This is a genomic window from Microbacterium sp. BE35 (genome assembly GCF_031457705.1).
Lineage (GTDB): Bacteria > Actinomycetota > Actinomycetes > Actinomycetales > Microbacteriaceae > Microbacterium > Microbacterium trichothecenolyticum.
In genome coordinates, this window is sequence record NZ_JAVDXD010000001.1 from 745,286 (window position 1) to 771,826 (window position 26,541).

The following is a 26,541-nucleotide window of genomic DNA, read 5'->3' on the forward strand; positions in this document are numbered from 1 at the left end:
GGGCTCACGCCCAGCGGCGGCACCACTCGTACATCACGACCGCCGCGGCGGCGCTCGCGTTGATCGAGCGGGTCGAGCCGTACTGCTCGATCTGGACGGTTCCGGATGCAGCCGCCAGCGCCTCGGGCGACAGCCCGGGTCCTTCCTGGCCGAACAGCAGCACGCACGCCTCGGGCAGGTCGGCGGCCGGCAGCGGCAGCGACCCCTCGACGTTGTCGATCGCGATCACGGGCAGGGACGCGGCATCCGCCCACGCGGTGAAGGCTTCGACGGTCTCGTGATGGCGCACGTGCTGGTAGCGGTCGGTCACCATGGCGCCGCGCCGGTTCCAGCGGCGCTTGCCGATGATGTGCACCTCGGAGGCGAGGAACGCGTTGGCGCTGCGCACGATCGAGCCGATGTTCATGTCGTGCTGCCAGTTCTCGATCGCGACATGGAACGCGTGGCGGCGGGTGTCGAGGTCGGCGACGATGGCGTCCATCGTCCAGTACCGGTAGGGGTCGACGACGTTGCGGGCGTCGCCGTTCGCGAGCAGCTCGCGGTCGTACCGCGGATGGTCGGGCCACGCGCCTGGACCACCCGGCCACGGCCCGACGCCGACCGGCAGCGTCGGCTCGGCGGGCTCGGCGGGCTCGGTGGCGCTCGGGTCGGGCGGATGCACCGGCCCAGGCTATCCGCCCGCGGCGCGCACAGCGTCGATCCGGATTTCGGACGTCCGGCCGCTCTCCGGACTCGACGGCGGCTGCGAACCGGAAACGCGGCGAATGTCCGAATTCCGGATCCGCGGATCGGGCGTCAGGGGTTCGGCGTCTGGTGCCACCGGCCGCGCCGTGTCTCGGCGAGCGACGCGCGCCACGTCCGACGGGCCGGCCGTGGCGTCCTGCGCGGGCGCATGCCCCGCAGCAGCTCATGGATCGCTGCGACCAGCTTCGAGGCCATCTCCATCACCTGCTCTCCCCACGATTCGAATCAGGCTTATCCCCGATCGTCATCGCCTGCGCGGGGGTTGACTTGTCATCGCCGTCGTGGGTGCGCGGCAGTCTTTTCGGTGCGCCGAAAACAGGGTACGTTTTCGGTATGCCGAAAACTGCCGAGGATGTCAGCACGCCGTCGCCGATCCTGAGCCGGCGCCTGTCGATGCCGCGCCTCGCGTGGCTGATCGGCCCGGCGCTCGTGGCGGGGGTCGCGTACCTCGACCCCGGCAATGTCGCGAGCAACATGACGGCCGGCGCCCGGTACGGGTACCTGCTGGTCTGGGTCGTCGTGCTCGGCAACGTGATGGCCTGGCTCATCCAGTACCTGTCGGCCAAACTCGGCATCGTCACCGGCCGCAGTCTCCCCGAGACCCTCGGCCACCGCATCGGCAACCGCTGGGGGCGCCGTGCCTACTGGCTGCAGGCCGAGCTCGTCGCGATGGCGACCGACATCGCGGAGGTGATCGGCGGCGCCGTCGCGCTCAACCTCCTCTTCGGCATCCCGCTGCTCTGGGGCGGCGCGATCACCGGCGCGGTGTCGATCGCGCTCCTGCTCATCCAGTCGCGGCGAGGTCCGCGCACGTTCGAGTTCGTCGTGATCGGCCTGCTCGCCATCATCGCGATCGGGTTCTCGTTCGGCGTGTTCGTCGCCCCGCCCGACGGCCCGAGCGTGATGGCGGGCCTGGTGCCGCGCTTCGAGGGCACCGACTCGGTGCTGCTGGCGGCCTCGATCCTCGGCGCCACGATCATGCCGCACGCCATCTACGCGCACAGCGCCCTGGCGCGCGACCGCTTCGCCCCGGCGCCGGCGACGGCCGGCGCGGCGCTCGGCGGCGACCGACTGATGCCGCGCGGCTCCCGCGCTGCCGGGGCCCCGATCGGGGCCCCGGCAGACCCGACGCTGGCCGAGCTGCGCGGCATCCCCACCCGTCGCCTCCTGCGCGCGACCAAATGGGATGTCACCATCGCGATGCTGATCGCGGGCACCGTGAACCTGTGCATCCTGCTGCTCGCGGCGGCGAATCTGGCGGGCGTGCCCGGCACCGACTCCCTCGAGGGCGCCTACGCCGCCCTGTACGCAGGGCTCGGCCCCCTGGTGGCGACCCTGTTCGCCGTCGGCCTCCTCGCGAGCGGTCTCGCCAGCACCTCGGTCGGCGCGTACGCCGGCGCCGAGATCATGCACGGCCTGCTGCACATCCGCGTGCCGCTGATCGCCCGCCGGCTCGTCACGCTGATCCCGGCGCTGGTGATCCTCGCGGTCGGCTTCGACCCGACGGTCGCGCTCGTGCTCAGCCAGGTCGTGCTGTCGTTCGGCATCCCGTTCGCACTCATCCCCCTGGTCGCCCTCACCGCGAACCGCGAGGTGCTGGGCGGGTACCGCAACCGCGTGTGGACGACGATCGCGGGGATCGCGGCATCCGTGTTCCTCATCGCCCTCAACGGCGTGCTGCTGTACCTGGTGCTGACAGGGGCGTGAAAGGCCGCCCGGTACCCTGAAACGGTGGCCTCCCCTGCGATCGACGACTACCTGAAGACGATCTACCACCACACCGAGTGGCAGGACGACCGCATCACGCCGTCGCAGCTGGCCGCCGAGCTCGGCCTCGCGCCGTCGAGCGTCACGGAGATGGTGCAGAAGCTCGCCACCCAGGGTCTCGTCACTCATCGCCCGTACGGGCCGATCGCGCTCTCCGAGGAGGGAGAGCGTCGCGCGGCGGCGATCATCCGCCGTCACCGCCTGATCGAGACGTGGCTCGTGAGCGAGTTCGGGTACGCGTGGGACGAGGTGCACGACGAGGCCGAGGTGCTCGAGCACGCGATCAGCGACCGGCTGCTGGAGGGCATCGACGAGCGGCTCGGCAGGCCGCGCTTCGACCCGCACGGCGACGCGATCCCGGATGCTGCGGGCCACGTCCACCGCGAACCCTTCGTGCTGCTCGCCCAGGCGCCCGCGGGGCACGTCGGGCGGGTGCTGCGCGTGAGCGACCGCGACCCGGAACTGCTCAGGGCCGTCGAGTCGGCCGGCGTGGCCGTCGGCACGACCGTGACGGTGACGGATGCTGCGGCCCTGCGTTTAACGATGGGTGAGGGCATCGGGACCGCGTCGGTGTCGCTTCCCGACGCCGCGGCCGACGCCGTCTGGCTCAGCATCTGACCCGAGCCGCAGCCGCGGTCGCGGCATGCGTGTCCCGACACAGAATCGGAGATTCACGACGACACGCCGGGGACGGGATGCTGCGCGCCGGCGTGCCGCCCAGAACCTCCGATGCTGTGCGCGACGGGTCAGCTGCGCGCCGGCGTGCCGCCCAGAACCTCCGATGCTGTGCGCGACGGGTCAGCGGCGCGCCGCCACCTCGAACGGCCAGCGCACGCCCGTCGCGGTCTCGGCGACGTCCCAGAGGCGCGCGGCCACGACCGGGTCGCGAGTGATCTTCGAGGCGGTCTGCTTGCGGGGCTCGCCGCGCGAGCCGGTGCGCGGGCCCCAGAACTCGCCGCCCTCGACGCCGGGATCCGTGAGCGCCCGCACGAGCGGCCAGGCGCCGTGCTCCTTCGACTGCGCCATCGCCGCCTGCAGGTTGTCGCGGAAGCGCTTGGCGCGCGACGGCTCGTTGACGCCCACGATCCCGGGCGTGCGGCCGCCCGTCGAGTAGCCCGGGTGGGCGACGACGCTCGCGACCGGGATGCCGGCCGAGCGGAGGCGCCGGTCGGCCTCGAAGCCGAGCGCCGTCGTCGCGACCTTGGACTGCACGTATGCGCGCCAGGCCGAATATCCGTCGACGAGCTGCGGGTCGACGGGGTCGTACGGTGTGAGGGATGTCGACATGCTGCCCACCCACACCATGCGCCCGGAAGCCTCGGCGAGGGCCGGCAGGAGCTCTCCGGCCAGCGCATAGTGGCCGAGGGCGTTGGTCGCGAACACGACCTCGTGCCCGTCGATCGTGGTCTCGCGGGACTTCGGCGCGTGGACGATCCCGGCGTTGAGCAGCACGCCGTCGAGGGCGCCCTTCCCCCGCACGCTCGCGGCGGCGGAGCGCACCGATGCGAGGTTCGAGGTGTCGAGGATGAGCGGCTCGGTCGCATCGGGCGCGGCCTCCGGCACCCGGCGACGGATCGCCGCGCGCGCGGCCGAGAGCCGGTTCGGATGGCGCGCCGACATCAGCACGTGAGCGCCTGCGCGCACGAGCTGCTCGGAGGCGAAGTAGCCGAGGCCGGCGTTGGATCCGGTCACGAGATACACGCGTCCGGAGAGGTCTGGGAGGGTCCGGGGGTCCCACGTCACGGGAACGACCCTACGCCTGCCCGCCACCTAGTCTTGACGCATGCGCACGCGGTCCGACATCGAATGCTGGCTCACCGACATGGACGGCGTGCTGGTCCACGAGAACACCCCCATCCCCGGGGCATCTGATCTGCTGCAGCAGTGGACCGATCAGGGTGTGCCGTTCCTGGTGCTCACCAACAACTCGATCTTCACGCCGCGAGATCTCTCGGCCCGGCTGCGGGCCTCAGGCCTCATCGTGCCGGAGGAGTCGATCTGGACCTCGGCCCTCGCCACCGCCGATTTCCTCAGGTCGCAGATGCCCGGCGGCTCGGCGTTCGTCATCGGCGAGGCGGGCCTGACGACGGCCCTTCACGAGGCCGGCTTCATCATGACCGAGACCGATCCCGACTACGTCGTCGTCGGCGAGACCCGCAACTACTCGTTCGAGGCGATCACGAAGGCGATCCGCTTCATCAACGCCGGCGCCCGCTTCATCGCGACCAACCCCGACGCCACCGGCCCTTCGACCGAGGGCGTGCTGCCGGCGACGGGTGCGATCTCGGCGCTCATCACCAAGGCGACGGGCATGGAGCCGTACGTCGTCGGCAAGCCGAACCCGATGATGTTCCGCTCGGCTCTGAACCGCATCGGTGCGCACTCCGAGAACACCGGCATGATCGGCGACCGCATGGACACCGACGTCGTCGCCGGCATCGAGGCAGGCCTGCACACCGTGCTCGTGCTGACAGGCATCAGCGACGCCGCCGAGATCGCCCGTTACCCGTTCCGCCCGGACGAGGTGCTGGACTCGGTCGCCGACCTCCTCGACCACGAGCCCGTCGAGTCGGAGGACCCCGAGCTGCTGTAGCCACGAGCTCCCGCATGGCGCCACGCCCGCAGCATCCGTCGCCCTTCTCCGCCCTCGCGTCCCGCTGCGACAGGTCAACCGGCGTTCCACCGGAGAAACGCGGCGCATTCCTCCTGCAAAGGCCCGGTTGACCTGTTGAAGGAGGGGGACACGGATGCCTCGGGCCCGGCACCGATCCCGCACGCGACCTCCGCGCTCACAGCCGCAGCATCCGTCCCGCTGCGACAGGTCAACCGGGCTTCCGCAGGAGAGTTCAGGCATGAACGTCCTGTCGAGCCCCGGTTGACCTGTCCAACATGCGGCGAGGGACGGATGCTGCGGCCCCGGGCCTGCGCCCGCTGAAGTGCGGCGGGCTTCCGCAGCGCCCGCCGCACCTCGTCAGGCCGCGACCGACGCGCGGACGTCGAGGTCGGCGGCGTCCAGGCGCGCGCGCACGTCCGCGTCGAGGTCGAGCTCGGACGCGGTGAGCGCCTCTTCGAGCTGGGCGACACTCGAGATGCCCACCACGGGGATCACCGGCACATCCCCGCCCAGCAGCCACGACAGCGCAACCTGGTTCGGCGTCGCCCCGACCTCGGCGGCGACGTCGTGCAGCGCGCGCACGCGCTCGCGGTTGGACGCGTGCCGCATGGGCGCCCACATCGGCTTGTCGTCGCGGGCGAACGCGCCCTGATGCAGCGGTGAGTACGCCGTGATGGCGAGCGGCGGCCGGCCGCCTGTGCCCGCGGCGGCGACGTAGTCCAGGAGCTCGACCGACACGTCGTTCGTGCGTCCGAAGCCCGGGCTCGGGTAGACGTAGCTGTACCCCTGCTGCACGACGCCGTACGGGTCGACGCCCTGGCGCAGCGCCTCGTCGCGCGCCTCGATCAGCCGCCACAGCGCGACGTTCGAGATGCCCGAGATGCCGACGAGCCCCTCACGCTGCAGCTGCCCGAACGCGGCGACGGTCTCGGCGATCGGCGTCTCGCGGTCGTCGACGTGCCCGTACAGCACATCGATGCGATCGACGCCGAGGTGCCGCAGGCTGAGGCGGGCCTCGCGGGCGACGACCTCGGCCGACAGCCCCTGGAAGTTCGTCGGCTCGACGTTCTGCAGCGGCAGCGCCGGGTCCTTCTTCGCAGCGCCGAGCTTGGTCGCCAGGCGTACGTCGCCGAGGCCGCCGCGGCGGCGGATCCACGCGCCGAGCACGTCCTCGCTGTCGCGCCCGTGCCCGCCGACCCACGCGTTGTAGTTGTTGGCGGTGTCGACGAAGGTGCCGCCGGCGCCGGCGAAGCGGTCGAGGATCTCGAGCGACGTCGCGGCGTCGGTGCGCGTGCCGAAGAACATGGTGCCGAGGCAGAGGGTCGAGACCTCGAACGAGGTCGTGCCGTTGGAGATGGTGCGGTACCGCATGGGGTGCCCTTTCGTGGTTCGTGGTTCCCGGTTCCATCGTGGATCGCGGGCGGTCTGGGAGTACGATCCGATTCCATGGCAGAAACCCAGACCAATTCGGTCGCGTGGGAGACGCTGCTCGACCTCGCCGCGTACGACGGCCCGCGTCACGTGCGGCTGGAGCAGGCGGTGAGGGATGCTGTGTCCACGGGCCGCCTGGCCTCCGGTGCCGCGCTTGCCCCGAGTCGCCTGCTCGCGTCGTCGCTCGGCGTCTCGCGATGGGTCGTCACGGAGGTGTACGGGCGGCTCACGGCCGAGGGCATCCTCGATGCGCGAGCCGGCTCGGCGACGCGGGTCGCCGCCGGGCCGACGCGCCCCGAGGCTCCGCGCGACAGGCCGACGCCGCGTGGAGAGGGTGTGGGGACCGTGCCCGCCACTGCTTCGCGACCCGCGCCGGAGCCCGTCGAGCCGGTGCGCCGGCCACGGTACGATCTCGCCCCGGGTGTGCCCGACCTGCGGAACGCGCCGCGCGCACTGTGGCTGCGCGCGATGACCGAGGCGCTGAACGAGGCCCCTGACGCCGAGCTCTTCCGGCTCGACGGCGACGTGCCGGCTGCGCGCGCGGCGCTCGCCGCCTACCTGTCGCGGTCGCGCTTCGCGCGGGCCGACGCGGACGCCCTCCTCGTCACGCACGGCGCCGCCGACGGCATGCGCCGCGTCGCCCGGGCACTGCGCACACTGGGGCACACCGCGCTCCTGGTCGAGGATCCGTCGTGGCAGCGGATGCGCCAGGTCGCCGCGGCGGAGGGGCTCACGTCGGTGCCCGTTCCCGTCGACGGAGACGGGGTCGACGTCGCGGCGCTGGTCGAGGCATCCGTCCGCACCGGCGCGCGCGCCGCTCTCGTGACACCCGCGCACCAGTTCCCCACGGGGGTGCCGCTGTCGGCCGAGCGCCGTGAGGGACTCCTCGCCTGGGCGCGCACCCGCGACGGGGTCGTGATCGAGGACGACTACGACGCCGAGTTCCGCTACGACCGGCGCCCGATCGGCGCGTTGCAGGCGATGGCGCCCGACCGCGTCGTCCTCGCCGGAAGCCTCAGCAAGACCGCGACGCCCGCGCTCGCCCTCGGCTGGCTCGTGCTGCCGTCATGGCTGCGCGACGTCGTGCGCAACGCGGGATCGGCAGTTCCCTCGACGTTCGACCAGCTCGCGCTCGCCCGCTTCCTCACCTCCGGCGGTCTCGACCGGCACCTGCGCGGCGCTCGCACCCGCTACCGGCGCCGGCGCGAGGCGCTGCTCGCGGCGCTGGAACGCACGATGCCCGAGTGCCGCGTGTCGGGCATCGCGGCGGGGCTTCACGCCGTGCTCGACCTGCCACCCGGGGTGCGCGCGGCCGAGGTCGTGCGCGCAGCGGAGCCCCGCGACCTCGGTCTCACCGACATCCGCCGCTACCGCGTCTCACCCGACGCACCGGCACCCGAACGCCTCGTGCTCGGCTACGGCGACCTCGCCGATCCCCTCGTCGACGAGGCCGTGCGCCTGCTCGCCGACACCGTCCGCGAGGTCGCCGCCCGCGACGTCACCGGCTCCCGGTAGGGTCGCGACATGGGTGCGCTCGACGACGGCGAGATGGTGGAAGTGACGGATGCCGCGGCCTGGCGCGCGTGGCTCGACGCCAACCATCGCACCTCCAAGGGGGCGTGGCTCGTGCGTGCGCGACCGGGCTCGGACCTCGAGGTGATCGGGTACGAGGACGCGATCCTGCAGGCTCTCTGCTTCGGGTGGATCGACGGCCCGGTGCGATCGTTCGACGACGAGCGCGGCGGCCTGTGGTTCGCGCCGCGGCGGGCGACGAGTGGCTGGGCGGCGACGAACAAGGCGCGGCTCATCCAGCTCGAAGAGGCCGGTCTGATCACCGAGGCCGGCTATCGGGCGATCGAGGTCGCCAAGGCGAACGGCGCGTGGACGGTGCTCGACAACGCCGAGGCGCTGCGCGAACCCGACGACCTCGCCGCGGCGCTCGACGCAGAGCCCGCTGCGCGCGCCGCCTGGGACGCGTTCCCGCCGTCGAGCCGCAAGCTGGGCATCTCCAACATCGACATGGCGCGGCGCCCCGAGACCCGCGCCGCGCGCGTTGCGAAGCTCGTGGCCGATGCCGCCGAAGGGAAGCGCCCATGATCTCCGAAACCGAGCAGACGCTGCTCCTGCTGACAGCCGCGATCATCACGCTCGGCACGCTCACCGTCATCATCTGGCAGTGGTGGCGGGGCCGCGGCAAGCGCGACTGAACCCGACGCCTCCCCTGCTGCCGACCCGGCCTCGACGCCCGTCAGCCTTTGCGCAGCTCGCGGTAGGCACGCGGACTCATGCCGTGCGAACGACGGAACTGCCGCGAGAAGTAGAACGGGTCGTCGATTCCGATCCGGCGCCCGACCTCGGCGACCGGGAGATCGGTCGTGTCGAGCAGCGCCCGGGCCCGCGCCATCTTCAGCGCCTGGTGGTGCGCGTGCACACCGCCACCGGTGGCCTGGCGGAACAGCGCGGCGAGGTGCGACGGCGACACACCCACCATCGCGGCGAGCTCGGCGACCTGCACGCGCCCGTCGACACGCTCAGCGAGATAGCGCATCGCGCGCTCGACGGGCGCGCCCTCGCTCGGCAGCGCCCGATCGACGGCGAGCTGGGTGAACAGCCGCCAGGCCATTCCCGACGTCGCGATCAGCCGCGCCGGCGTCGGCTGGAGCGCGAGTGACACCGAGATCTCGTCGAGCAGGGCGGTAACGCGATCGACCTCACGCAGTGACAGTGTCAGGCGGTCGGGACGAATGCCGGCCGCCTCGGTGAGCTCGAGCACGTCTGCCCCGCGCACGTGGCACCACCAGATCGTCCAGGGATCGGTTGCATCGGCGCCGTAGGAGTGAGCCAGACCGCCGGGGATGACGACCGCCGTCGAGCTCCCCACACGCGTGCGGACACCCTCCGCCTCGACCCATCCCGCCCCGGCGACGCACACGATCGCGATCGTCTCCGCCGCTCCGCGGGGACGATGCCGCCCATGGTGTCGCGCACGAGGGAAGTACCCGGCATCCGTCACCAGCATCCGTCGCGTGACCGGTCGTGCGAGCGCGGCGTCGACGAGGGGGCGTGGAACGATGCTGAGTCGCTCCCGATCGAATCCCTCCGCACGCTCCATGACGGAATCCTGCCACGAACCATCGTCGGATCGTCCAGGTCGATTCCACGATCCGCCATGGTCGGCGGACGCGCGCCGACGTAGCTTTGCCCGGTGACCGACGACACCGAGGCTCCGAGCCGCATCGAGCTCCCCGCCGCTCCCGCCGATCAGGCCGCGATCCTCGCGGCGGGCGGAGTCGCATGCTGGAGTGAGCCCCTCTGGATCGACACGTACGAGCCGGGCGAGCCGGATCCGTACCCGCTGTTCCTCGATCGCCGCGTGTACCAGGGATCCAGCGGCAAGGTGTACCCGCTCCCGATGATCGACAGCGTCGCGCACGAGAAGGTGCCGCGGCAGTGGCAGGCCATCCATCTCGAGAACGCCTACGTGCGCCTCGCGCTGCTGCCCGAGATCGGCGGTCGCATCCACATCGGCTACGACAAGGTCGCGGGCTACGACTTCTTCTACCGCAACAACGTCATCAAGCCCGCGCTCGTGGGACTCGCCGGTCCATGGATCTCGGGCGGCGTCGAGTTCAACTGGCCGCAGCACCACCGGCCCGCGACCTTCCTTCCGGTGGACGCCCGCATCGAGCGGGAGGCCGACGGCGCCGTCGTGGTGTGGCACAGCGACCTCGACCCGCTGCAGCGCATGCGCGGAGTGCACGGGGTGCGGCTGCGGCCGGGATCGTCGCTGATCGAGCTGGAGGCGGCGCTGCACAACCGCACCGACGTCCCGCAGACGTTCCTGTGGTGGGCCAACGTGGCGGCGCGTGCGCACGAGGGATACCAGTCGTTCTTCCCCGACGACGTCGCGTTCGTCGCCGACCACGCGCGCCGGGCGATCACCGCGTTCCCGCGCGCCGACCGTCCGTACTACGGCGTCGACTACCCGGCGCTCGCAGCGGAGCGGGCGGACGCCGACCGGATCGACGTGTACAGCAACATCCCGGTGCCGACGTCGTACATGATCACAGACACCGAGGACTCGTTCTTCGGCGGCTACGACCACACGGCCGATGCCGGGTTCGTCCACTGGGCAGACCGCGCGATCTCCCCCGGCAAGAAGCAGTGGACGTGGGGCGACGGAGCGATCGGGCGCGCATGGGACGACCAGCTGACCGACGACGACGGCCCGTACGTCGAGCTCATGGCCGGCGTCTACACCGACAATCAGCCCGACTTCAGCTGGATGCTCCCCGGCGAGACCAAACGGTTCCGCCAGTACTGGTATCCGGTCCATGGCACGGGAGCCGTGCGGCAGGCGACGACGGATGCTGCCATAGGCGCGCGCGCCGAAGGCGACGGCACCCGCATCACGGCGATCGCCACGCGGGCGTTGCCGGCGGCCGTGATCGAGGTCCGTCGCGACGGCGGCCTGCTCGCCCGCTGGGACGCCGACCTCGGGCCCGACGCTCCGTTCGCCGCGATCGCGGGGGTCACGGCCGGTGCCGCGGGTCTCGAGGTCCGCGTACTCCACGCGGGCGAGACCCTCGTCGTCTGGCGGGCGCGAGCCGCGAACGCGGGCGAGCCATGGGTCGCAACCGCGCCGCCACTTCCCGAAGACATCGCGTCCAACGACGATCTGTTCGCGACAGCCGTGCACCTGCTGCAGTACCGCCACCCCACCCGCTCGGCGGTGCCGTACCTCCACGAGGCGCTGCGACGTGATCCGGCCGATTCCCGCGCGGCGACCGCGCTCGGCTCTTGGCACCTCGCGCGCGGCGAGTATGACGCGGCGCGCGATCTGCTCGGGGCGGCGACCGCGCGGCTCACCCGACACAATCTCAACCCGCGTGACGGTGAAGCCGCGTACCTGCTCGGCCTCGTTCACGAACGGCTCGGCGACGACCACGCGGCTGACCGCTGCCTGGCGAAGGCGGCATGGAGCGCGGCGTTCGCGCCGGCAGCGATGCTCGCTCGGGCACGAATCGCCCTGCGCGCGGGGTCGGCGGTGGTCGCGCTCGACCTCGCCCGCTCGGCTGCGCCGATCCCCGAGGCGGGGCGGATCGAAGCCCTGGCTCTCGTCCGCCGCGGTGAAGTCGCAGCATCCGTCGCCCGCGTCGCCGAACTGCTCGCGGCCGACCCGCTCGACCCGGCGACCCGCGCGCTGGCGGGCGAATCCATCGACCGCGACGCCCGCACGGCGCTCGACGTCGGTGCCGAGTTCGCGCGAGCAGGCGCGGTCGACGAGGCGCTCGCGGTCACCGCGGCCGCCGTCGAGCGCACGCCTTCTGCGGGTCTCGCAGGTCCGCTCCGCCACTACCTGCGCGCGCACTGGCTCGAACGATCCGGACGCGCCGGTGATGCGGCCGGCGAGCGCGCCCTGGCGCGCGGCGCCTCGGCGGCGCTCTCCTTCCCGGCCGGCCTCGACCACTTCGACGCGCTCGTCGCCGCGGTCGCCGCCGACCCGGACGACGTCGTCGCCGCGGGGCTCCTCGGCATGTGGCTGCTCGACGCCGGCCGTGACGCCGACGCGCTCGCCCACCTGCGCTCCGCGACCGAGGGCGGCTCGACAGACCCGGTGGTGTGGCGCAATCTTGCGATCGCCATCGTGGCGGTCGAGGGCGACGACGCCGCGGCCGACGCGGCACTCACCCACGCCCTGTCACTGCGCCCGGACGCGCGGCTGCTTCTCGAGCGCGATGTGCTCGCGGTGCGGAGGGGGACGGATGCGGCAACCCGGCTCTCTCTGCTCGAGACTCACGCCGTCCTGCTCGACGCCCGCGACGACCTGGCGGTGCGCCACGCGAACCTGCTCCTCGACGTCGGGCGCACCGACGAGGCGTGGATCCTGCTCACGACCCGCCGCTTCCGTCCGTTCGAGGGCGGCGAGGGTCTCGTGATCGCGGCGTTCGACCGGGCGTCGTGCGCACTGGCCGAACGGCTGCTGCGCGAGTCGGCGCCGGCGGAAGCCGCGGCGCTCCTCGAGGCCGGCTTCGTCCCGCCGAGCACCCTCGGCGAGGGACGCCACCCGGCCGAGCGCCCCGTGCAGCGGTGGGTGCTGCTCGGCGCCGCGCGCGCGGCCACCGGAAACGCGACAGGTGCGGCCGAGGCCTGGCGCGCGGCCGTCGCACCGTCGCCGCTGGCGGTGGCGCCTCGCGCGGCGGACGAGTCGACGTACTGGACCGGGATGGCGCACCTCCACCTCGCCGACGCGACGAGCGCGGCGGCCGCGTGGGATGCATTGGACGCCCGCGCGACGGCGCTGCGGACCGCGACGGATGAGGTCGGCTACTTCGCCACCTCGGTGCCCGAGCTGACCTCGTTCGATGCCGCCACCGCGACGGCACGTGCTGCCATGGCGGACAGGCTCGGACGGCTGGCGGCGCGCGGACGCACACAGCAGCTCTCAGCGGGGACCGCCGAGGTTCCGGAGAGGACCGACGCATGACGCAGCGGTACCGGCGGCTCAGCGGGCGACCACGGCCTCGGCATCGACATGTCCGAGCTTCTCGGGGTTGGCGATCGAGTACACCTGCGTGATGCGCCCCTGCACGACGGTCAGGCTGACGACGCCGACGAGCACGCCGTCGAGCTCCATGCGCACCCCGGGCTGCCCGTTGACCCAGGTCGACGACGCCACCAGAATGCCCTCGACCTTCGCCATCCCGCCGACGAGGTAGCGCGCGAGCCGATCCGCGCCGACGATCGGCCGGCGGGCCGCACCGCGGACCTTGCCGCCGCCGTCGGCGACCGACACGACGTCGGGGGCCAGCACGTCCATGAGTCCCTGCAGGTCGCCGCTGTTGAGCGCGACGACGAGGCGTTCCACGACCTCCTCGTGCTCGGCGGGGCCGACCGTCACGCGAGGGCGGCGCGCGGCGACGTGGTCCTTCGCGCGGTGCGCGATCTGCCGCACGGCCGCAGGAGTCTTGCCGACGGCATCCGCGATCTCGTCGTACGGCACGTCGAACACCTCGCGCAGCACGAACACCGCCCGCTCGGCCGGACCGAGCGTCTCGAGGACCGTGAGCATCGCGATCGAGAGGTTCTCGGCGAGCTCGACGTCGTCGGCCACGTCGGGGCTCGTGAGCAGCGGCTCGGGGAGCCACTCGCCGACGTAGTCCTCGCGGCGCCGCGACACCGTGCGCAGGTGGTTCAGCGCCTGCCGCGTCACGATGCGCACGAGGTAGGCGCGCGGTTCCTGAACGGTTCGGTGGTCGACGGCCGCCCACCGCAGCCACGACTCCTGCAGCACGTCCTCGGCGTCGGCGGCCGAGCCGAGCATCTCGTACGCGACGGTGAACAGCAGGCTCCGGTGCGTGACGAACGGGTCGTCGACGGCGGCGGTGCTCATGGCCGGGAGCCTACGCGGTAGCGCCGACGGCGGGCCGTGCGGCGAGCGGAGGGAGACCGCAGGCATCCGCGAAGTGCTCGGAACGGATGCCGAGCGCGATGTTCATCCGCGCCGACATGTTCATGAACGCCACCCGTGCGGCCAACTCGACGAGCCCGGCGGGGCCGAGATCCTCGAGCAGCGCATCCGACAGCTCGTCGGTCACCGCGGGCGGCGTCTGGCTCGCCGCCTCGGCGTACTCCATCACGCGGCGTTCGAGCGGCGTGAACAGGGTGGACTCCCGCCACCGCGGCACATCGCGCACCTTCGCCGCGTCCACGTCGCGGTCACGCGACATGAAGTAGTTGAAGTCGAGGCAGAAGCTGCAGCCGATGGTCGCGGCCGACGCCATCGCGGCGAAGGTCGCGAGACTCGGGTCGAGCTCGTGCCAGCCGTCGACCTTCTGGCCGATGCCCATCGAGTCCTTCATCACGCCGCGGTGGTGCCAGAGCACGCCGAGCGAGTCGGGCACGCGTCCGACCATCTTCTTCGCGACCGCTTTGATCAGCGCGCCGGAGACGCCGGTGACCTCTGCGGTGGGGATGCGGGTGTCGCTGCTCATGTCTACCTCCCTGTCGATTCGGTCCTTCGACATGGAGACACCGGCCGTCGCCGGCGTGTGACACGCCACCCCTGGAGATTACTGCGGGTCGAGACCCAGGTCGTCGAGGTCGATGGCAGCGAGCCACTGCAGGCCCTCGGCCTCGACGGCCGCCTGCGCCCCGGTCTTGCGGTCGACGATGACGGCCACGGCGACGGGCTCGGCGCCCTCGCGGCGGAGCGCCTCGACCGCCTTCAGCGCCGACTGCCCAGTGGTCGAGGTGTCTTCGAGCACGACGACGCGCTTGCCCGCGACATCCGCCCCCTCCACCTGGCGTCCGCGGCCATGGTCCTTCGGCTCCTTGCGCACGACGAACGCGTCGAGCGGCTTGTGGGTGCGCGCGGACTCGTGCATCACCGCGTTCGCGATCGGGTCGGCGCCCAGGGTCAGGCCGCCGACGGCGACGATGCCGTCCACGTCGCGGATGAGATCGAGCATGATGCGGCCGATCGACGGGGCAGCGCGGTGGTCGAGCGTCAGCTTGCGCATGTCGACGTAGTACGTGGCCTTCTTGCCGCTCGAGAGGGTGAAGTCCCCGTGGAACACCGCCTCGTCCTGGATCAGCGCGATCAGATACTGGCGGTCGGCTTCGAGCTGCGGCGTGGAGGCGGCGGTCATGCCCTCGATTTTACGGATGCTGCGCCCCGGCGCCGCTCATGGCTGATGGCGCCTCAGTCTTCCACAGCCGGGTCGGTTCCGTCCTTGACCGGTCGCCCGCTGAGCATCGCGGCGTCGCGCGGGGCCGCGCGGGACGCGACAGACTCGCGTCGTTCGTCCTGCCCGGTGGCGCCCGGGGGCAGCAGCGCCGCCACGGCTCGCGATACCGCGGGGTCGGCGTCGGGTCCCTCCCAGGCGTCCGTGCGCGAGAGCGCCAGACGAGCGGCAGCGGCGGTGCCGGGGTCCTGCGACTCGGCGAGTCGCTCCAGCGCCGGCTCGGCGGCGCCGATGACGCCCGCGCCCAGGAGGCTCTGCACCACATCGCGATCCCGGAGGTCCGCGGCGAGCGCGGCGTCCTCTCCCGCGGTGCGCACGAGCACCCCCGTGTTCGAGGTGATCGTCTCGCCCGGTCGTACGGCGAAGCGCGCCACCACCTCGTAGCGACCGGCAACGGGGAAGAGCGGCTCGCTGCCCTGCGACACCAGCGGCACCGCCGCGACGAGGCGCTCCCCCGCGGCGAGCTCGATCGAGCGCGGCGCCGAGTCGGCAGGCCACGGCCAGGTGGCACGGGCGACGCGACTGTCGGGCCCCGTCACCTCCACCTCGAGGTCGCCCTCGATGAGGTTGAGCCGGGCGCTCACGGTCGCCGCACCGCCGACCGCCGCGACCTCCACCTCGGCGAAGGCGACGCGATCGAGGGGAACGGACGCGGCGGGGAGCCGGAGCCGAAGCTCCAGCCCGCCGCCATGCGCATCGGACCTCACACGTCGATCCTTCCTCCGCGCAGCGCCGTTGTCACCGGGTCAGCGCCCCTGCGGCGAGACGAAGTCCTCGGCGATCTGCTCCGCCGCTGCGACATCCTTCCCGGCGGCCGAACGGGCACCGCCCTTCGTGCGCGCCTTGAGCGCCGCCACCGTGTCGGCGACGACCGGCGCGTTCTTCTCTGTCGGGCTCGCAACCGTCACAGCGAGAGCGGCGACGCGTTCGGCCGACCGGCCGGCCAATGCCAGCTCGAGGAAGTGCGCCGCTTCATCCGGTGCCGCGTCCCGCACGCCGCGGGCGCGGACGTCGGTGAACGAACGCGCCAGCGAGTTCGCGAGCACCAGCGCCCCGGCGGCGCCCGTGTCGGTGTCGCTGTGCTGCTCGGCCAAGTCCGTCAGCACACTTCGGGCCGCGGCATCCGTCGCGAAGTCGCCCAGGGCGATCGCGCGCCCGACACCCGGCGTGAGCGTCTTCGCGCTGATGTCGACCTCTGCTTCCGAGCCGGGTCCTCGCACGTCGATCGTCACCGGCGCCGACCGCACGGTCGTGACCGGATCCACCTCGAGCTGCGCGGCCACCGTGTGGCGTCCCGGCTCGGTGAAGGTCACGCCCTGGTTCGTGAAGAACACCTGGACGTGGCCTCGGATCGACTCCCCCGGCTGCAGCACCGTCGTGGGCCGCGGACCGCACCCGATCGCGACGTCGACGAGGTGCTCGAGCGAGTGGTCGGGCGACGTGTGGAGGAACACGAGGTCGCCCTCCGACAGGTTGATCAGCGTCGTGACCGTGCGCGGCTGGTCCGACACGTTCGTCAGTGCGACCTCGGCGGTGACGTATTCGCCGACGAACGCCTGCGCGGGCATCGTGACCGTCAGCTCCAGCGCCTCGTCGCCCGTGTCTCCTGCGAGACCTGCGACGTCGACGGGTGCCGGCAGCCCCGCCGAGAGATTGCCGTGCCCCCAGCCGAAGTTCTTCCACCCTGGCCGCACCTGCGGGTCGGGCGAGTGGATGAGCGACGTGCGGTCGTGTTCCGAGAACACGAACGCCGCGTTGCCCGGGTAAGGGTTCGCGACCGTGGCGAAGCCCATGACGTCGCCCGTCTGGTTCATGATCTCGATGCCGATGCCCGGGTTGTGCACGTCGTGCTTGGGGTGCCACAGGTTGAACGCGTGCCCCGCCTCGTGCACCAGCGTGCGCAGGAACGCCGCCGGCACCTCGTCGAGCGGGCGGTTGCGCGCCGCCGCGGCGATGAACGAGTCGTTGCCGAGCACCACGTCGGCGAACCCCGCGGCGCCCTCGCGTGGCACGGTGTCGTCGTCGAACATGATCCCGAACAGGCCGCCCTGCGATGAGCCCACGAACAGCCACAGCCGCCACTGCTCACCGGCCACCGTCTGGCGGTGCCCCGACATGAGGGTCGCGAGCTCGGCGTTCGTGAGATCGGCGTCGTCCGGCACGTCGATCTCGTCGGTGACGACGGTGACGTCCCAGCCGGCCGACGCATAGACCGAGCGCACGTTGGCCGCGGCCCCCGAACCGATGGTGGCGGAAGCCGGGAACACGCGGTTGACCATGGCATCCACCTCGATGCGGCACCCGCGGTACATCGGCGACGTCTTGCTCGCCGTGACGTCGCTGACGGTGCCGCCGATCGAGAGCGTCCCCGTCATGCGCTGCGAGGGCACCACCAGCGCGGACGCCGGCGCCAGCACGAGCGGGCGCCGGCAGCGGAGGGTGAGCGTGCCGGTGTCGGTGGAGACGAACTCCTGCGTCGTGCGGTTCCAGAGGTGGCGCACGATCTGCACGGTGAGGGTGCCGTCGACGTAGGTGGCGCCGTTGGAGCGGAAGTACCAGGAGTACTCCGCCTTGGGGAACGCCGGGTACGAGCGCCGAGTCACGGGCAGCACGTCCGAGACCGCCATCTCGTCCGCGGAGCCGACATCGCGCGCGGCATCGGCGCCCGCGGCCGGCCCGGGATCCGGGATGGGGACGGGGCGCTGCACCTCGCCGAGCACGGGCGGGAAGACTCGCCGCGAGTACATGTCGCCCGAGATGCGCAGCGAGGACGCGCCGACCTCGATGCGCAGCGCTCCGCGCACCTCGGGGGCGAAAACGGTGCGCCGCTGGAGCTCGAGCAGCCACGAGCCGTCGAGCGTGCCGAGGGGGCACGGCCGGGTCGGCAGCTCCGGCCGGATGATCGGCCCGGTGACGAGCTCGCCGTCGGCGTCGAACTCGAGTGGGATGTCGTCGTGCGCCGCGGAGGCCGCGTGGCCGCAGCCGCAGTCGTGGTCCATGGTGGGGTCTCACTTTCCCGACCGCGGACGCGGCCGCTGACAGAAAGGAGAATCCTCCTCGGAGCGCTGATACGCCAGGGGTGGCGCGATCCCGCCGCGCCGTTCGACGTCCGCCGCCCCGCCTAGGCTTGATCCCATGCGCCTGGCCACCTGGAACGTCAACTCGATCCGCGCGCGGGTCGACCGCATCGTCGACTTCGCGGTGCGCGAGCACATCGACGTGCTCGCCATGCAGGAGATCAAGTGCAAGACCGAGCAGTTCCCGTTCGACCGCTTCGAAGAGGCCGGCTACCACGTCGAGGCGTACGGGTTCTCGCAGTGGAACGGTGTCGCCATCGCCAGCCGTGAGCCGCTCACGAACGTGCGCACCGCCTTCCCCGGCATGCCCGGCTTCGAGAAGGGGCACAACGGCCCCGACGCCCCGCAGGAGGCGCGGGCGATGGGCGCGACCATCGGCGGCGTCGAGGTGTGGAGCCTGTACGTGCCCAACGGGCGGTCGCTGGGCGACCCGCACTACTACTACAAGCTCGACTGGCTGTCGGCGCTCGAGCAGTACGCGGCGGAGTCGCTGACCGTGAACCCCGACCTCGCCCTCGCACTGGTCGGCGACTTCAACATCGCCCCTACCGATGCCGACAACGGCGACCCCTCAGTGGTGCAGGGCTTCGCGACCCACGTGTCGCCGCCCGAGCGCGAGGCGTTCGCCGCCCTCGAGGCGGCGGGCCTTCAGGACGTCGTGCGCCCGCTCGTGGCGACCGGGTACACCTACTGGGACTACAAGCAGCTGCGCTTCCCTCGCAACGAGGGCATGCGCATCGACTTCATCCTCGGCTCGCACGCGATCGCCGACGCGGTCACGGGTGCGACGATCCACCGCAACGAGCGCAAGGGCGAGGCGCCGAGCGACCACGTGCCGGTCGTCGTCGACCTCGACCTCGAAGGCCCCGACGACGACGATCGCCCGATGATCTTCTGAGAACCGTTCCCCACGCCCTCTGCCCGCACCGCCGGCGCGTCGCGCGGAGCCTCTGGGCGCGTGGGCCGGCCGCCACCCGTTGCATCCGTGATCTCCAGAGAATCTCCGCGAAAAATCTTCGCGCCGCGCGTCATGATCTCGCATCGGCGTCGTCTTGCCTGTTGTTCCCCCGTTCCGCGCGATGCCGGACGCCCCTCTCGAGGAGCTGACCGGAGCGCGTCATCACGCCGTCACCGCTCCGCGGCCGGCTGATATCCGAAGCCCCCCCGGCGAGGAGAGAAGTGTCCACCCACCCGAGCGCCGTCATCGACGGCCCGCTTGCCGAGCGCTCCGACGAGGACCTCGTCGCGGCGGCGCGCGCCGGCGACGACGCGGCCTACGCCGCGCTCTGGGAGCGTCACGTCGCGAGCGCGCGCAGCGCGGCGCGGGCGGTGAGCCCGAACGTCGACGCCGACGATCTGGTGTCGGAAGCGTTCACCTCGATCCTCTCCACGATCCGCAGAGGCGGAGGCCCCCAGGACGGCTTCCGGCCATACCTGTTCGCCACCATCCGCAACGTCGCCGCGTCATGGGGGCGCCGCACCGCCGAGACGCCCTTGGACGATCTCGACGAGCGGTCCGCGGACTCGGCCGCGGAGTTCGCCGAGCTCGTGGCCGACCGCTCCGTGCTCGCGCAGGCGTTCCGGGAGCTTCCTGCCCGGTGGCGGACGCTTCTCTGGTACCTCGAGGTCGAGGGCATGAAGCCGCGCGAGGTCGCGCCGCTGCTCGGCTTGAGCGCCAACGCGGTGTCGGCCCTCGCGTATCGTGCGCGGGAAGGCTTCAAGCAGGCGTGGCTGCAGGCCCACATCAGCGACCCCGCACGGCCCGCGGAGTGCCGCTGGGTGTGCGAGCTGCTCGTCGCGAGCGAGCGCAAGGCAGTCACGCGCACGGATCGCCGGCGCCTCGACGCCCACCTGCGCACCTGCCGGGCCTGCCGCATCGTCGCGGCCGACATCGAGCATGTCTCGCAGAAGCTCCGCATGGTGCTGCTGCCTCTCGTCCTCGGCGGGGCTGGTGCCCTCGCCTATACCGCCGATGCCACTCCGGCCGTGGCAGCGGTGATCGCCGGAACGCCCACCGGGGGTGGCGGGGCGTCCGGCTCTGGGGAAACAGGCGTCTGGGGCGCCTCTGGCGGGAGTGCCGGCGCGGGGGGCGCCGGCACTGCCGCCCTTCCCCTCACGGGGATCGCGATCGGCGTGTGCGTGGTGGCCGTGGCCGCCGCCGCGGCGGTCGCGATCGCACTCGCGCCGTCGTGGAGTGCGCCAGGGAACGAAACCGCGTCTGCCGTCGAGACGGACGGGAGGACGGATGCTGCCGCCGACCCGGTGACCGCGCCGGAGGATGTCGTGGCCGAACCGGCCGAACCCGCTGTCGTGCCGGAGGACGGGGCGTTCGAGACGGTTCCGGAGCCCGCACCCGGGCCGCGAGCGCAGCCCGCACCGGCGCCGCAGCCGACCGCGCCCGTGGCCACGAGCCCGTCGCCTGCACCGCAGCCGGCGCCGGCTCCCGCTCCGACCCCGATCCCCGACCCGGATCCCGTCGTCAGCGCTTCCCCCGCGCTCGACGCGGCCCGCGACCTCGATGCGCCGGTTCCGACGGCGATCGCCGGCTCAGGCACACCGGGTTCCTCCGTCGCGCTGATCGACGAGACGGGCGCGACCCTCGCGACGACCGCCGTCGGCACCGACGGGCGGTTCTCGGCGGTGGTCCCCGGCGACCTGCTGCACGTCGGCCTGACGGTGCGCGCGGTCCAGACGGCGCCGGGTGCTGAGCCTTCGGCCCCGAGCCCCGCGATCGGCCCGTTCACGCTCCCGGTGCCCACGGTGACCGCCTCGAACGGATCCCTCGACGCGCCGCTGCAGGACGCGGATTTCGACGGCCGCGCCGACGACCTCTACCTGCTGCTCGACGGCCGGCGCGCCCAGACCGTCGAGGTCTCGGTCGACGGCGCCTGGACGGGCAACCTCCACGTCCTCACGGGCACACCGCTCCTCCGTGTGGTGCACGACCTGGCGCCCGGCGAGCACGTGATCGGCCTCCGCTACGTGGATCCGGCCTCCGGCCGCGAGGGCCGCCTCGCGACGGTCACGATCCGCGCGACGCGCTGACCCGGGGTTCGCGACCGCCTCCTGGGCGTCTCGTCCCGCTCGCTCGACAGGGATTCCCGCTCGTTGAGCGGAGGGCGCTCCGGCACCTGCGCCTGGAGCACTCGACGCGCTCTCAGTCCTCGGGGCCCATCTCGCCGGTCTGCGGCTCGCCCGGCGCCGGCCCGTACCGCAGCTGCAGCACGCCCAGAGGGCCCGTCACCGCCGGCTCGAGCAGCCGGACGTTGGCGGGATGCGCGCCTTCGGGGAACACCTTCTTGCCCTGCCCGAGCACGACCGGGTACACCCACAGCGTCAGCACGTCGAACAGCTGCTCCTTCAGGAGGGTCTGCACGAAGTCGACGCTGCCGATGACGTGGATGCTCTCGTGCTTCTCGCGCAGCGCCTCGACCTCTCTGGTGAGGTCCATGCCGAGCTGCGACGACCCCTCCCACTCGAGGGTGGGCAGACCCCGCGAGGCGACGTACTTCGGTGCGCCGTTCAGGGCGTCGGCGATCTTGCCGGACTGGTGCGGCCAGTAGCCGGCGAAGATGTCGTAGGTCCGCCGCCCGAGCAGCAGCGCGTCGAGCTCGGCGATCCCCTTCCCGATCGAGGCGCCGATGGTCTCGTCGGGGAACGGAGCCTGCCAGCCGCCGTAGGGGAAGCCGTTCGAGGGGTCCTCCTCCGGCCCGCCCGGCGCCTGCGCGACGCCGTCGAGGGTGGTGAACAGGTCGATGTAGATGCGACCGGTCATGGCCGCCTCCTTCCATTGGCGGGGCGGGCTCAGGCGACGAGCACGACCCCGGGGTCGATGGGGATGTGGAATGTCCGGGCGAAGCGTTCGAGCAGGGTTCCGTCGCCGGAGACGATCGCCAGCACTTCCTGGTCGATCGCAGCGGCCGGCGTCAGTTCGCCCGAGATGAGGCGACGGATGCCGGGCCCTGCCGCGAACACGAGATCGGGCTCACCCGAGGTCGAAGCCTGCGTGCCGAGCCGCGGGTCGATCGGCCGTCCGGCCGGCTGGAGCTGCGCGATGCGGAGGCCCGACGCGTCGACCTGCACGCGCAGCACGACGTCGGCCACGTGCAGCTCGTAGTCGGCGGGCGGCAGGGTGGCCGCAGCATCCGTCTGGAATGCCGTTCGCAGCGCCATCGTGAGCGAGTCCGCCGTCACGACGTCCTCGGGCTGCGGGTCGCCCATCTCCTGGAATCCCCACCGGCCGAGGGCGAGCACGATCGGCTCGAGCTCGCGCCCGTACGGTGTCAGCTCGTACACGAGCCCGCAGTGCAGCAGCGGGACGCGGCGCACGACACCGCCCTCCTGCAGCTCCTTGAGCCGCGTGGAGAGGATGTTGGTCGGGATCTTGGGCAGCCCCTGCTTGAGGTCGGTGTAGCGACGGGGGCCGACGAGCAGATCGCGGATGATGAGCAGCGCCCACCGCTCGCCGATCAGCTCGACGGCCGTCGTGACCCCGCAGTACTGCCCGTAGCTGCGGGACGCCATCTACGCCTGCGCCTGCTCCGCCATGTAGGCCTCGGGACCCTTGGCGGCCGCCTCGGGGTCCATCCACATGAACTGGACGCCGTTGCCGTCCGGGTCGATGAGGTCGCGCGCGTACATGAAGCCGAAGTCCTGCGGCTCGCCCGGTGCGGTGCCGCCGGCGGCGACGCCCGCCTCGACGATCCGGTCGACGTCCTCGCGGGTCTCGCGGCTGAGCGACAGCAGCACCTGGGCGTGCGTCTTCGGGTCGGCGAACTCCTTGTCGGTGAACGTCGCGAAGTACTCCTTCGTGAGGACCATGAAGAAGATCTGGTCGCTCCACACGATGCACGCGGCGTTCTCGTCGGTGAAGAGCGGGTTCAGTGCGCAGCCGAGGGCGGTGTAGTACGCCTTCGAGCGCTCGAGGTCGTTCGTCGGGATGTTGACGAAGATGTGCGTCATTGCCTTGCTCCTTCTGACCGTGGGCGTCGACCGGACCGCCGACACGAGAATAGTTGCAAAAAGCAAGCGCGCTTGTCAATAGCAAGTAAACCCGGATGCTGCGCCTCACGGCTTCCCGTGCGGCACGGGACAGCCGGGCGCGAACGTCCCCATCTGCTCGATGTCGAAGCCGTTCGGATAGCTGCGGATGCGGGGCAGATCGATCACGTGGAGCGGGGTGCGGCGCTTCGGCAGCACCGCGACCGCCCGGGCTCGCAGGCGGAGCGCGCCCGCGGCGAGGCGACGCGCGATCCGCCCCGGCTCGCGGTAGCCGAAGGCCCGCAGCAAGGGCGGATCCATGAGCGCCCGGCTGAAGACCTCCACGACAGGGGCGAAGAGCCGCGGGTAGAACGAGACCAGCAGCGCCAGGGTGCGATCTGCGACACGCGCCGACGCCGCGTCGTACGCGAAGTGCGCGCGCTCGTACTCGTCCATCACCGTGGCGAACTCCGGGTAGGTCCTGGGGATGTCCGTGATGCCCATGTGGCGGCCGAGGCTCTGGTAGTACCGCACCGACGCGAGCCGCTCGTCGGGGGTGAGCGGGCGCCACCCGAATGCGTGCAGCCAGCGCACCGGCACGACGACGAACGTCGACAGCACGTACCGCATGTCGTCGTTCGAGATGTCGTACATGCGGTGCATCTGGTTGATGCGCCGGATCGCCGCGCGACCGCGAGGAGTGTCGAATCCCTCGAGAAGCGGCACCTCGAGCAGCAGCGAGGTGTCGTCGTACCGCTTCTGCGTCGCGCGCTCGAACTCGCCCGTCTCGTCGAGCAGGCGCCCGATCGTCGGCACCGCGTAGGTGCGGAACAGCGCGAAGCTCAGCGACTGGTTCAGGTCCCACGCGAAGTCGTAGGTGCCGAGGTTGCGATAGATCTCGACGAACTGGGTCTCGGGGTCGAGCCCCGCGTTGCGGTCGTGCACGAGGTCCCCTGTCGACGCGAGGTGAACGCTCGCTAACTTACTCGGCACGGGCCCCGGGACACAGCGGGCTTGCGCGCCCCGAAGCTCCGGGCGACGCGCCGACGGCGTCTGGAGGGTGCGCGGGGGCCCGGTTCTCCGTCTCGCGGGGGATGCCGCGGGACCGGCGCCCCCGTAGCGTGGGGGGATGTCCGACCTGCCTTCCGCACACCCGGTGCGGCGCCCGGCGCCGACCGCGGGCGAGCTGCGCAACGACGTCTGGCTCGCGGGTGCCCTCTTCGTCGCCGCCGTGATCAGCACTGCGCTCGGCTCGGTCGCCGGGATCTACGGCGCCGACGCCACCGCCGGCATGCAGTGGGCACTGCTGTACAGCCTCGGGCTCACCGCCCCGCTGGCGGTGCGGCGGCGCTTCCCCGAGCTGGTCGTCGTCGCGATCGCCGTGGTGTTCTTCGTGGGCGTGACCTTCCGCATCCCCGACCTCTATGTCTCGAACATCGCCATGTTCATCGCGATGTACACCGTCGGCGCCTGGGTCGACGACCGCCGCCGCGCGATGTGGGTGCGCGTCGGCGTGATCGTGGCGATGTTCGTGTGGCTGCTCATCACGATGTTCCAGGCGGCGATCGATCCGTCCGACGAGAGCCTGTCGAGGGCGGGGCTGTTCTCGCCGTTCGCGGCGATGATGCTCATCCAGCTGCTCATCAACGCCGGATTCTTCGGCGGCGCGTACTACATGGGCGATCGCGCCTACGCCGCGGCGATGGCGCGCGCGGTGCTCGAGGAGCGCACGCGGGAGCTCGAGCGCGAGCGCGAGGTCACCGCCGCCCAGGCCGTGGCGCTCGACCGTGTGCGCATCGCCCGGGAGCTGCACGACGTCGTGGCGCACCACGTCTCGGCGATGGGCGTCCAGGCTGGTGCCGCGCGCGCCGTGCTGGACCAGGATCCGGATGCTGCGCGCACCGCGCTGCTCGGAGTCGAGGCGTCCGCCCGCTCCGCGCTCGTCGAGCTGCGCCAGCTGCTCGAGACCCTCCGCACTTCGGGCGGCGACGCCGATGGCGCATCCACGGTGCACCTCTCGGCTCTCAGCGAACTCGTCGCCCACGCCAACGACAACGGCCTGCCCACGACGCTCACGATCGTCGGCGACCCGGTCGACCTGCCCGAGCTCGTGCAGGTGAACGTGTTCCGCGTCGCCCAGGAGGCGCTCACGAACGCACGACGCCACGGCGGACCGGATGCTGCCGCCGACGTCCGTCTGCGCTACGCCCTCGACGCCGTCGAGCTCGAGGTCGTGAACACCGGCCGCGCCGTCGCCGCATCGATGCGGCCGGGCCTCGGCCTCGTCGGCATGCGCGAGCGGGCGGCCTCCTCGGGCGGGGAGCTCGAGGCAGCGCCACGCGCCCGCGGCGGGTTCCTCGTGCGCCTGCGCGTGCCCCTGGCAGTGCCGGCCGGGGCGGTCGGCGCGTGATCCGCGTGCTGCTCGTGGACGACCACGCCGTGATGCGCGCCGGCTTCCGGATGATCCTCGAATCGGCGGGTGACATCACCGTGGTGGGTGAGGCGTCGACCGGCGTGGAGGCGGTGGCGGCAGCATCCGATCTGCGTCCCGACGTGATCTGCATGGACGTGCAGATGCCGGACATGGACGGCCTCGAGGCGACCCGGCGCATCGTCGGCGACTCGTCGCCGGAGGCGGCGGTGGTCGTGGTGACGACCTTCGACCGCGACGACTACCTGTTCGACGCGCTCGCCGCCGGCGCGAGCGGGTTCCTGCTGAAGAACGCCGGCCCCGAGGAGCTCATCTCGGCCGTGCGGGTGGCGGCCGCCGGCGACGCCCTGCTGGCCCCTGAGGTGACGCGCCGCGTGATCGCCCGCTTCACCCAGCGCGCGGGCGCGGGCGCGGAGCCGTTCGCCCTTCGGCAGGCCTACGAGGGGGCGGCAGCTCAGGAACCGGTCGTGCGGCGGGCGCCGGGCCGGGCGCTTGCGGAGCCTGTCGAGGCGCCCGCGGTCGAGCTCACCGACCGCGAGGCGGAGGTGCTGCAGCTCGTGGCGCAGGCGCTCAGCAACGCCGAGATCGCCCAGCGGCTCTACATCGGCGAGGCCACCGTGAAGACGCACGTCTCGAACGTGCTGCAGAAGCTCGGCGCCCGCGACCGCGTCGCCGCCGTCGTCTACGCCCACCGCCACGGCCTCGCCTGACCTGTGCCACCTCTGCTCCGCAGTCAGAATTGGTGGCCCC

Annotated in this window: 23 protein-coding genes; 10 read left to right on the plus strand and 13 right to left on the minus strand. The window is 72.1% G+C overall.

Going from position 1 to position 26,541, the window contains the following annotated elements:
* Nucleotides 1–4: 4 nt before the first annotated feature.
* Nucleotides 5–661 carry an RNA methyltransferase gene (locus tag J2Y46_RS03225; RefSeq protein WP_310240178.1) on the minus strand — a complete coding sequence of 219 codons (657 nt, stop codon included), beginning with the start codon at nucleotides 659–661 and terminating at the stop codon, nucleotides 5–7.
* A gap of 476 nt (nucleotides 662–1,137) precedes the next feature.
* Between J2Y46_RS03225 and J2Y46_RS03230 the strand changes: the two genes are divergently transcribed.
* Together J2Y46_RS03230 and J2Y46_RS03235 are read left to right on the plus strand one after the other, a co-directional pair.
* Nucleotides 1,138–2,451, plus strand: coding sequence for an Nramp family divalent metal transporter (locus J2Y46_RS03230; RefSeq protein WP_310241085.1), 1,314 nt, complete (start codon nucleotides 1,138–1,140; stop codon nucleotides 2,449–2,451).
* A gap of 24 nt (nucleotides 2,452–2,475) precedes the next feature.
* Nucleotides 2,476–3,129, plus strand: coding sequence for a metal-dependent transcriptional regulator (locus tag J2Y46_RS03235; RefSeq protein ID WP_310240180.1), 654 nt, complete (start codon nucleotides 2,476–2,478; stop codon nucleotides 3,127–3,129).
* Between the two features lie 180 nt (nucleotides 3,130–3,309).
* Here the strand turns inward: J2Y46_RS03235 and J2Y46_RS03240 are convergent, their stop codons facing one another.
* Entirely contained in the window at nucleotides 3,310–4,254 is a 945-nt protein-coding gene (locus tag J2Y46_RS03240) for an SDR family NAD(P)-dependent oxidoreductase (RefSeq protein WP_310240182.1), read from the minus strand.
* A gap of 40 nt (nucleotides 4,255–4,294) precedes the next feature.
* Here J2Y46_RS03240 and J2Y46_RS03245 point away from each other — a divergent pair, with 40 nt between their 5' ends.
* Nucleotides 4,295–5,104 (plus strand): HAD-IIA family hydrolase, encoded by an 810-nt coding sequence (locus J2Y46_RS03245; RefSeq protein ID WP_310240185.1) that lies wholly within the window; start codon nucleotides 4,295–4,297, stop codon nucleotides 5,102–5,104.
* A 378-nt stretch (nucleotides 5,105–5,482) separates the two neighbouring features.
* On the opposite strand, the gene J2Y46_RS03250 is transcribed toward J2Y46_RS03245, so the two are convergent.
* Nucleotides 5,483–6,496, minus strand: a complete 1,014-nt coding sequence (locus J2Y46_RS03250; RefSeq protein WP_310240187.1) for an aldo/keto reductase — start codon at nucleotides 6,494–6,496, stop codon at nucleotides 5,483–5,485.
* A gap of 75 nt (nucleotides 6,497–6,571) precedes the next feature.
* On the opposite strand from J2Y46_RS03250, the gene J2Y46_RS03255 reads away from it, so the two are divergent.
* Both J2Y46_RS03255 and J2Y46_RS03260 read left to right on the plus strand, forming a co-directional pair.
* Nucleotides 6,572–8,071, plus strand: a complete 1,500-nt coding sequence (locus tag J2Y46_RS03255; protein ID WP_310240189.1) for a PLP-dependent aminotransferase family protein — start codon at nucleotides 6,572–6,574, stop codon at nucleotides 8,069–8,071.
* Between the two features lie 9 nt (nucleotides 8,072–8,080).
* Entirely contained in the window at nucleotides 8,081–8,653 is a 573-nt protein-coding gene (locus J2Y46_RS03260; protein ID WP_310240191.1) for a YdeI/OmpD-associated family protein, read from the plus strand.
* Between the two features lie 151 nt (nucleotides 8,654–8,804).
* Here J2Y46_RS03260 and J2Y46_RS03265 read toward each other — a convergent pair whose 3' ends face one another.
* Nucleotides 8,805–9,668 (minus strand): AraC family transcriptional regulator, encoded by an 864-nt coding sequence (locus tag J2Y46_RS03265; protein ID WP_310240193.1) that lies wholly within the window; start codon nucleotides 9,666–9,668, stop codon nucleotides 8,805–8,807.
* 93 nt (nucleotides 9,669–9,761) lie between these two features.
* Between J2Y46_RS03265 and J2Y46_RS03270 the strand changes: the two genes are divergently transcribed.
* Entirely contained in the window at nucleotides 9,762–13,043 is a 3,282-nt protein-coding gene (locus J2Y46_RS03270) for a DUF5107 domain-containing protein (protein WP_310240195.1), read from the plus strand.
* Nucleotides 13,044–13,061: 18 nt separating this feature from the next.
* Here the strand turns inward: J2Y46_RS03270 and J2Y46_RS03275 are convergent, their stop codons facing one another.
* The 5 genes from J2Y46_RS03275 to J2Y46_RS03295 form a co-directional block, all read right to left on the minus strand.
* Complete coding sequence (locus J2Y46_RS03275) at nucleotides 13,062–13,949, minus strand: RNA polymerase sigma-70 factor (RefSeq protein WP_310240197.1); 888 nt, start codon at nucleotides 13,947–13,949, stop codon at nucleotides 13,062–13,064.
* 10 nt (nucleotides 13,950–13,959) lie between these two features.
* Nucleotides 13,960–14,550 carry a carboxymuconolactone decarboxylase family protein gene (locus J2Y46_RS03280; RefSeq protein WP_045299291.1) on the minus strand — a complete coding sequence of 197 codons (591 nt, stop codon included), beginning with the start codon at nucleotides 14,548–14,550 and terminating at the stop codon, nucleotides 13,960–13,962.
* 78 nt (nucleotides 14,551–14,628) lie between these two features.
* Nucleotides 14,629–15,207 carry an orotate phosphoribosyltransferase gene (pyrE, locus tag J2Y46_RS03285; protein WP_045299293.1) on the minus strand — a complete coding sequence of 193 codons (579 nt, stop codon included), beginning with the start codon at nucleotides 15,205–15,207 and terminating at the stop codon, nucleotides 14,629–14,631.
* Between the two features lie 53 nt (nucleotides 15,208–15,260).
* The gene (locus tag J2Y46_RS03290; protein WP_310240200.1) at nucleotides 15,261–16,010 is read right to left on the minus strand and encodes a hypothetical protein; all 750 of its coding nucleotides are present in this window, start codon (nucleotides 16,008–16,010) and stop codon (nucleotides 15,261–15,263) included.
* Between the two features lie 39 nt (nucleotides 16,011–16,049).
* Complete coding sequence (locus tag J2Y46_RS03295) at nucleotides 16,050–18,302, minus strand: hypothetical protein (protein ID WP_310240202.1); 2,253 nt, start codon at nucleotides 18,300–18,302, stop codon at nucleotides 16,050–16,052.
* Between the two features lie 136 nt (nucleotides 18,303–18,438).
* On the opposite strand from J2Y46_RS03295, the gene J2Y46_RS03300 reads away from it, so the two are divergent.
* Together J2Y46_RS03300 and J2Y46_RS03305 are read left to right on the plus strand one after the other, a co-directional pair.
* Nucleotides 18,439–19,278, plus strand: coding sequence for an exodeoxyribonuclease III (locus J2Y46_RS03300; protein ID WP_045299298.1), 840 nt, complete (start codon nucleotides 18,439–18,441; stop codon nucleotides 19,276–19,278).
* A gap of 281 nt (nucleotides 19,279–19,559) precedes the next feature.
* The gene (locus J2Y46_RS03305) at nucleotides 19,560–21,425 is read left to right on the plus strand and encodes a sigma-70 family RNA polymerase sigma factor (RefSeq protein ID WP_310240204.1); all 1,866 of its coding nucleotides are present in this window, start codon (nucleotides 19,560–19,562) and stop codon (nucleotides 21,423–21,425) included.
* A 112-nt stretch (nucleotides 21,426–21,537) separates the two neighbouring features.
* On the opposite strand, the gene J2Y46_RS03310 is transcribed toward J2Y46_RS03305, so the two are convergent.
* The 4 genes from J2Y46_RS03310 to J2Y46_RS03325 form a co-directional block, all read right to left on the minus strand.
* Complete coding sequence (locus tag J2Y46_RS03310; protein WP_310240207.1) at nucleotides 21,538–22,155, minus strand: dihydrofolate reductase family protein; 618 nt, start codon at nucleotides 22,153–22,155, stop codon at nucleotides 21,538–21,540.
* 29 nt (nucleotides 22,156–22,184) lie between these two features.
* Complete coding sequence (locus J2Y46_RS03315) at nucleotides 22,185–22,904, minus strand: helix-turn-helix domain-containing protein (protein WP_310240208.1); 720 nt, start codon at nucleotides 22,902–22,904, stop codon at nucleotides 22,185–22,187.
* On the minus strand, nucleotides 22,905–23,342 hold the full coding sequence (locus J2Y46_RS03320; RefSeq protein ID WP_310240210.1) for a VOC family protein: 438 nt from the start codon (nucleotides 23,340–23,342) through the stop codon (nucleotides 22,905–22,907).
* Between the two features lie 105 nt (nucleotides 23,343–23,447).
* Nucleotides 23,448–24,305, minus strand: coding sequence for an oxygenase MpaB family protein (locus tag J2Y46_RS03325; protein ID WP_310240212.1), 858 nt, complete (start codon nucleotides 24,303–24,305; stop codon nucleotides 23,448–23,450).
* A 184-nt stretch (nucleotides 24,306–24,489) separates the two neighbouring features.
* On the opposite strand from J2Y46_RS03325, the gene J2Y46_RS03330 reads away from it, so the two are divergent.
* Both J2Y46_RS03330 and J2Y46_RS03335 read left to right on the plus strand, forming a co-directional pair.
* Nucleotides 24,490–25,770 carry a sensor histidine kinase gene (locus J2Y46_RS03330; RefSeq protein WP_052676783.1) on the plus strand — a complete coding sequence of 427 codons (1,281 nt, stop codon included), beginning with the start codon at nucleotides 24,490–24,492 and terminating at the stop codon, nucleotides 25,768–25,770.
* Nucleotides 25,767–26,501, plus strand: a complete 735-nt coding sequence (locus J2Y46_RS03335; RefSeq protein WP_310240214.1) for a response regulator transcription factor — start codon at nucleotides 25,767–25,769, stop codon at nucleotides 26,499–26,501. Before J2Y46_RS03330 ends, J2Y46_RS03335 begins: the two co-directional genes overlap by 4 nt.
* The last annotated feature ends 40 nt before the right edge of the window (nucleotides 26,502–26,541 follow it).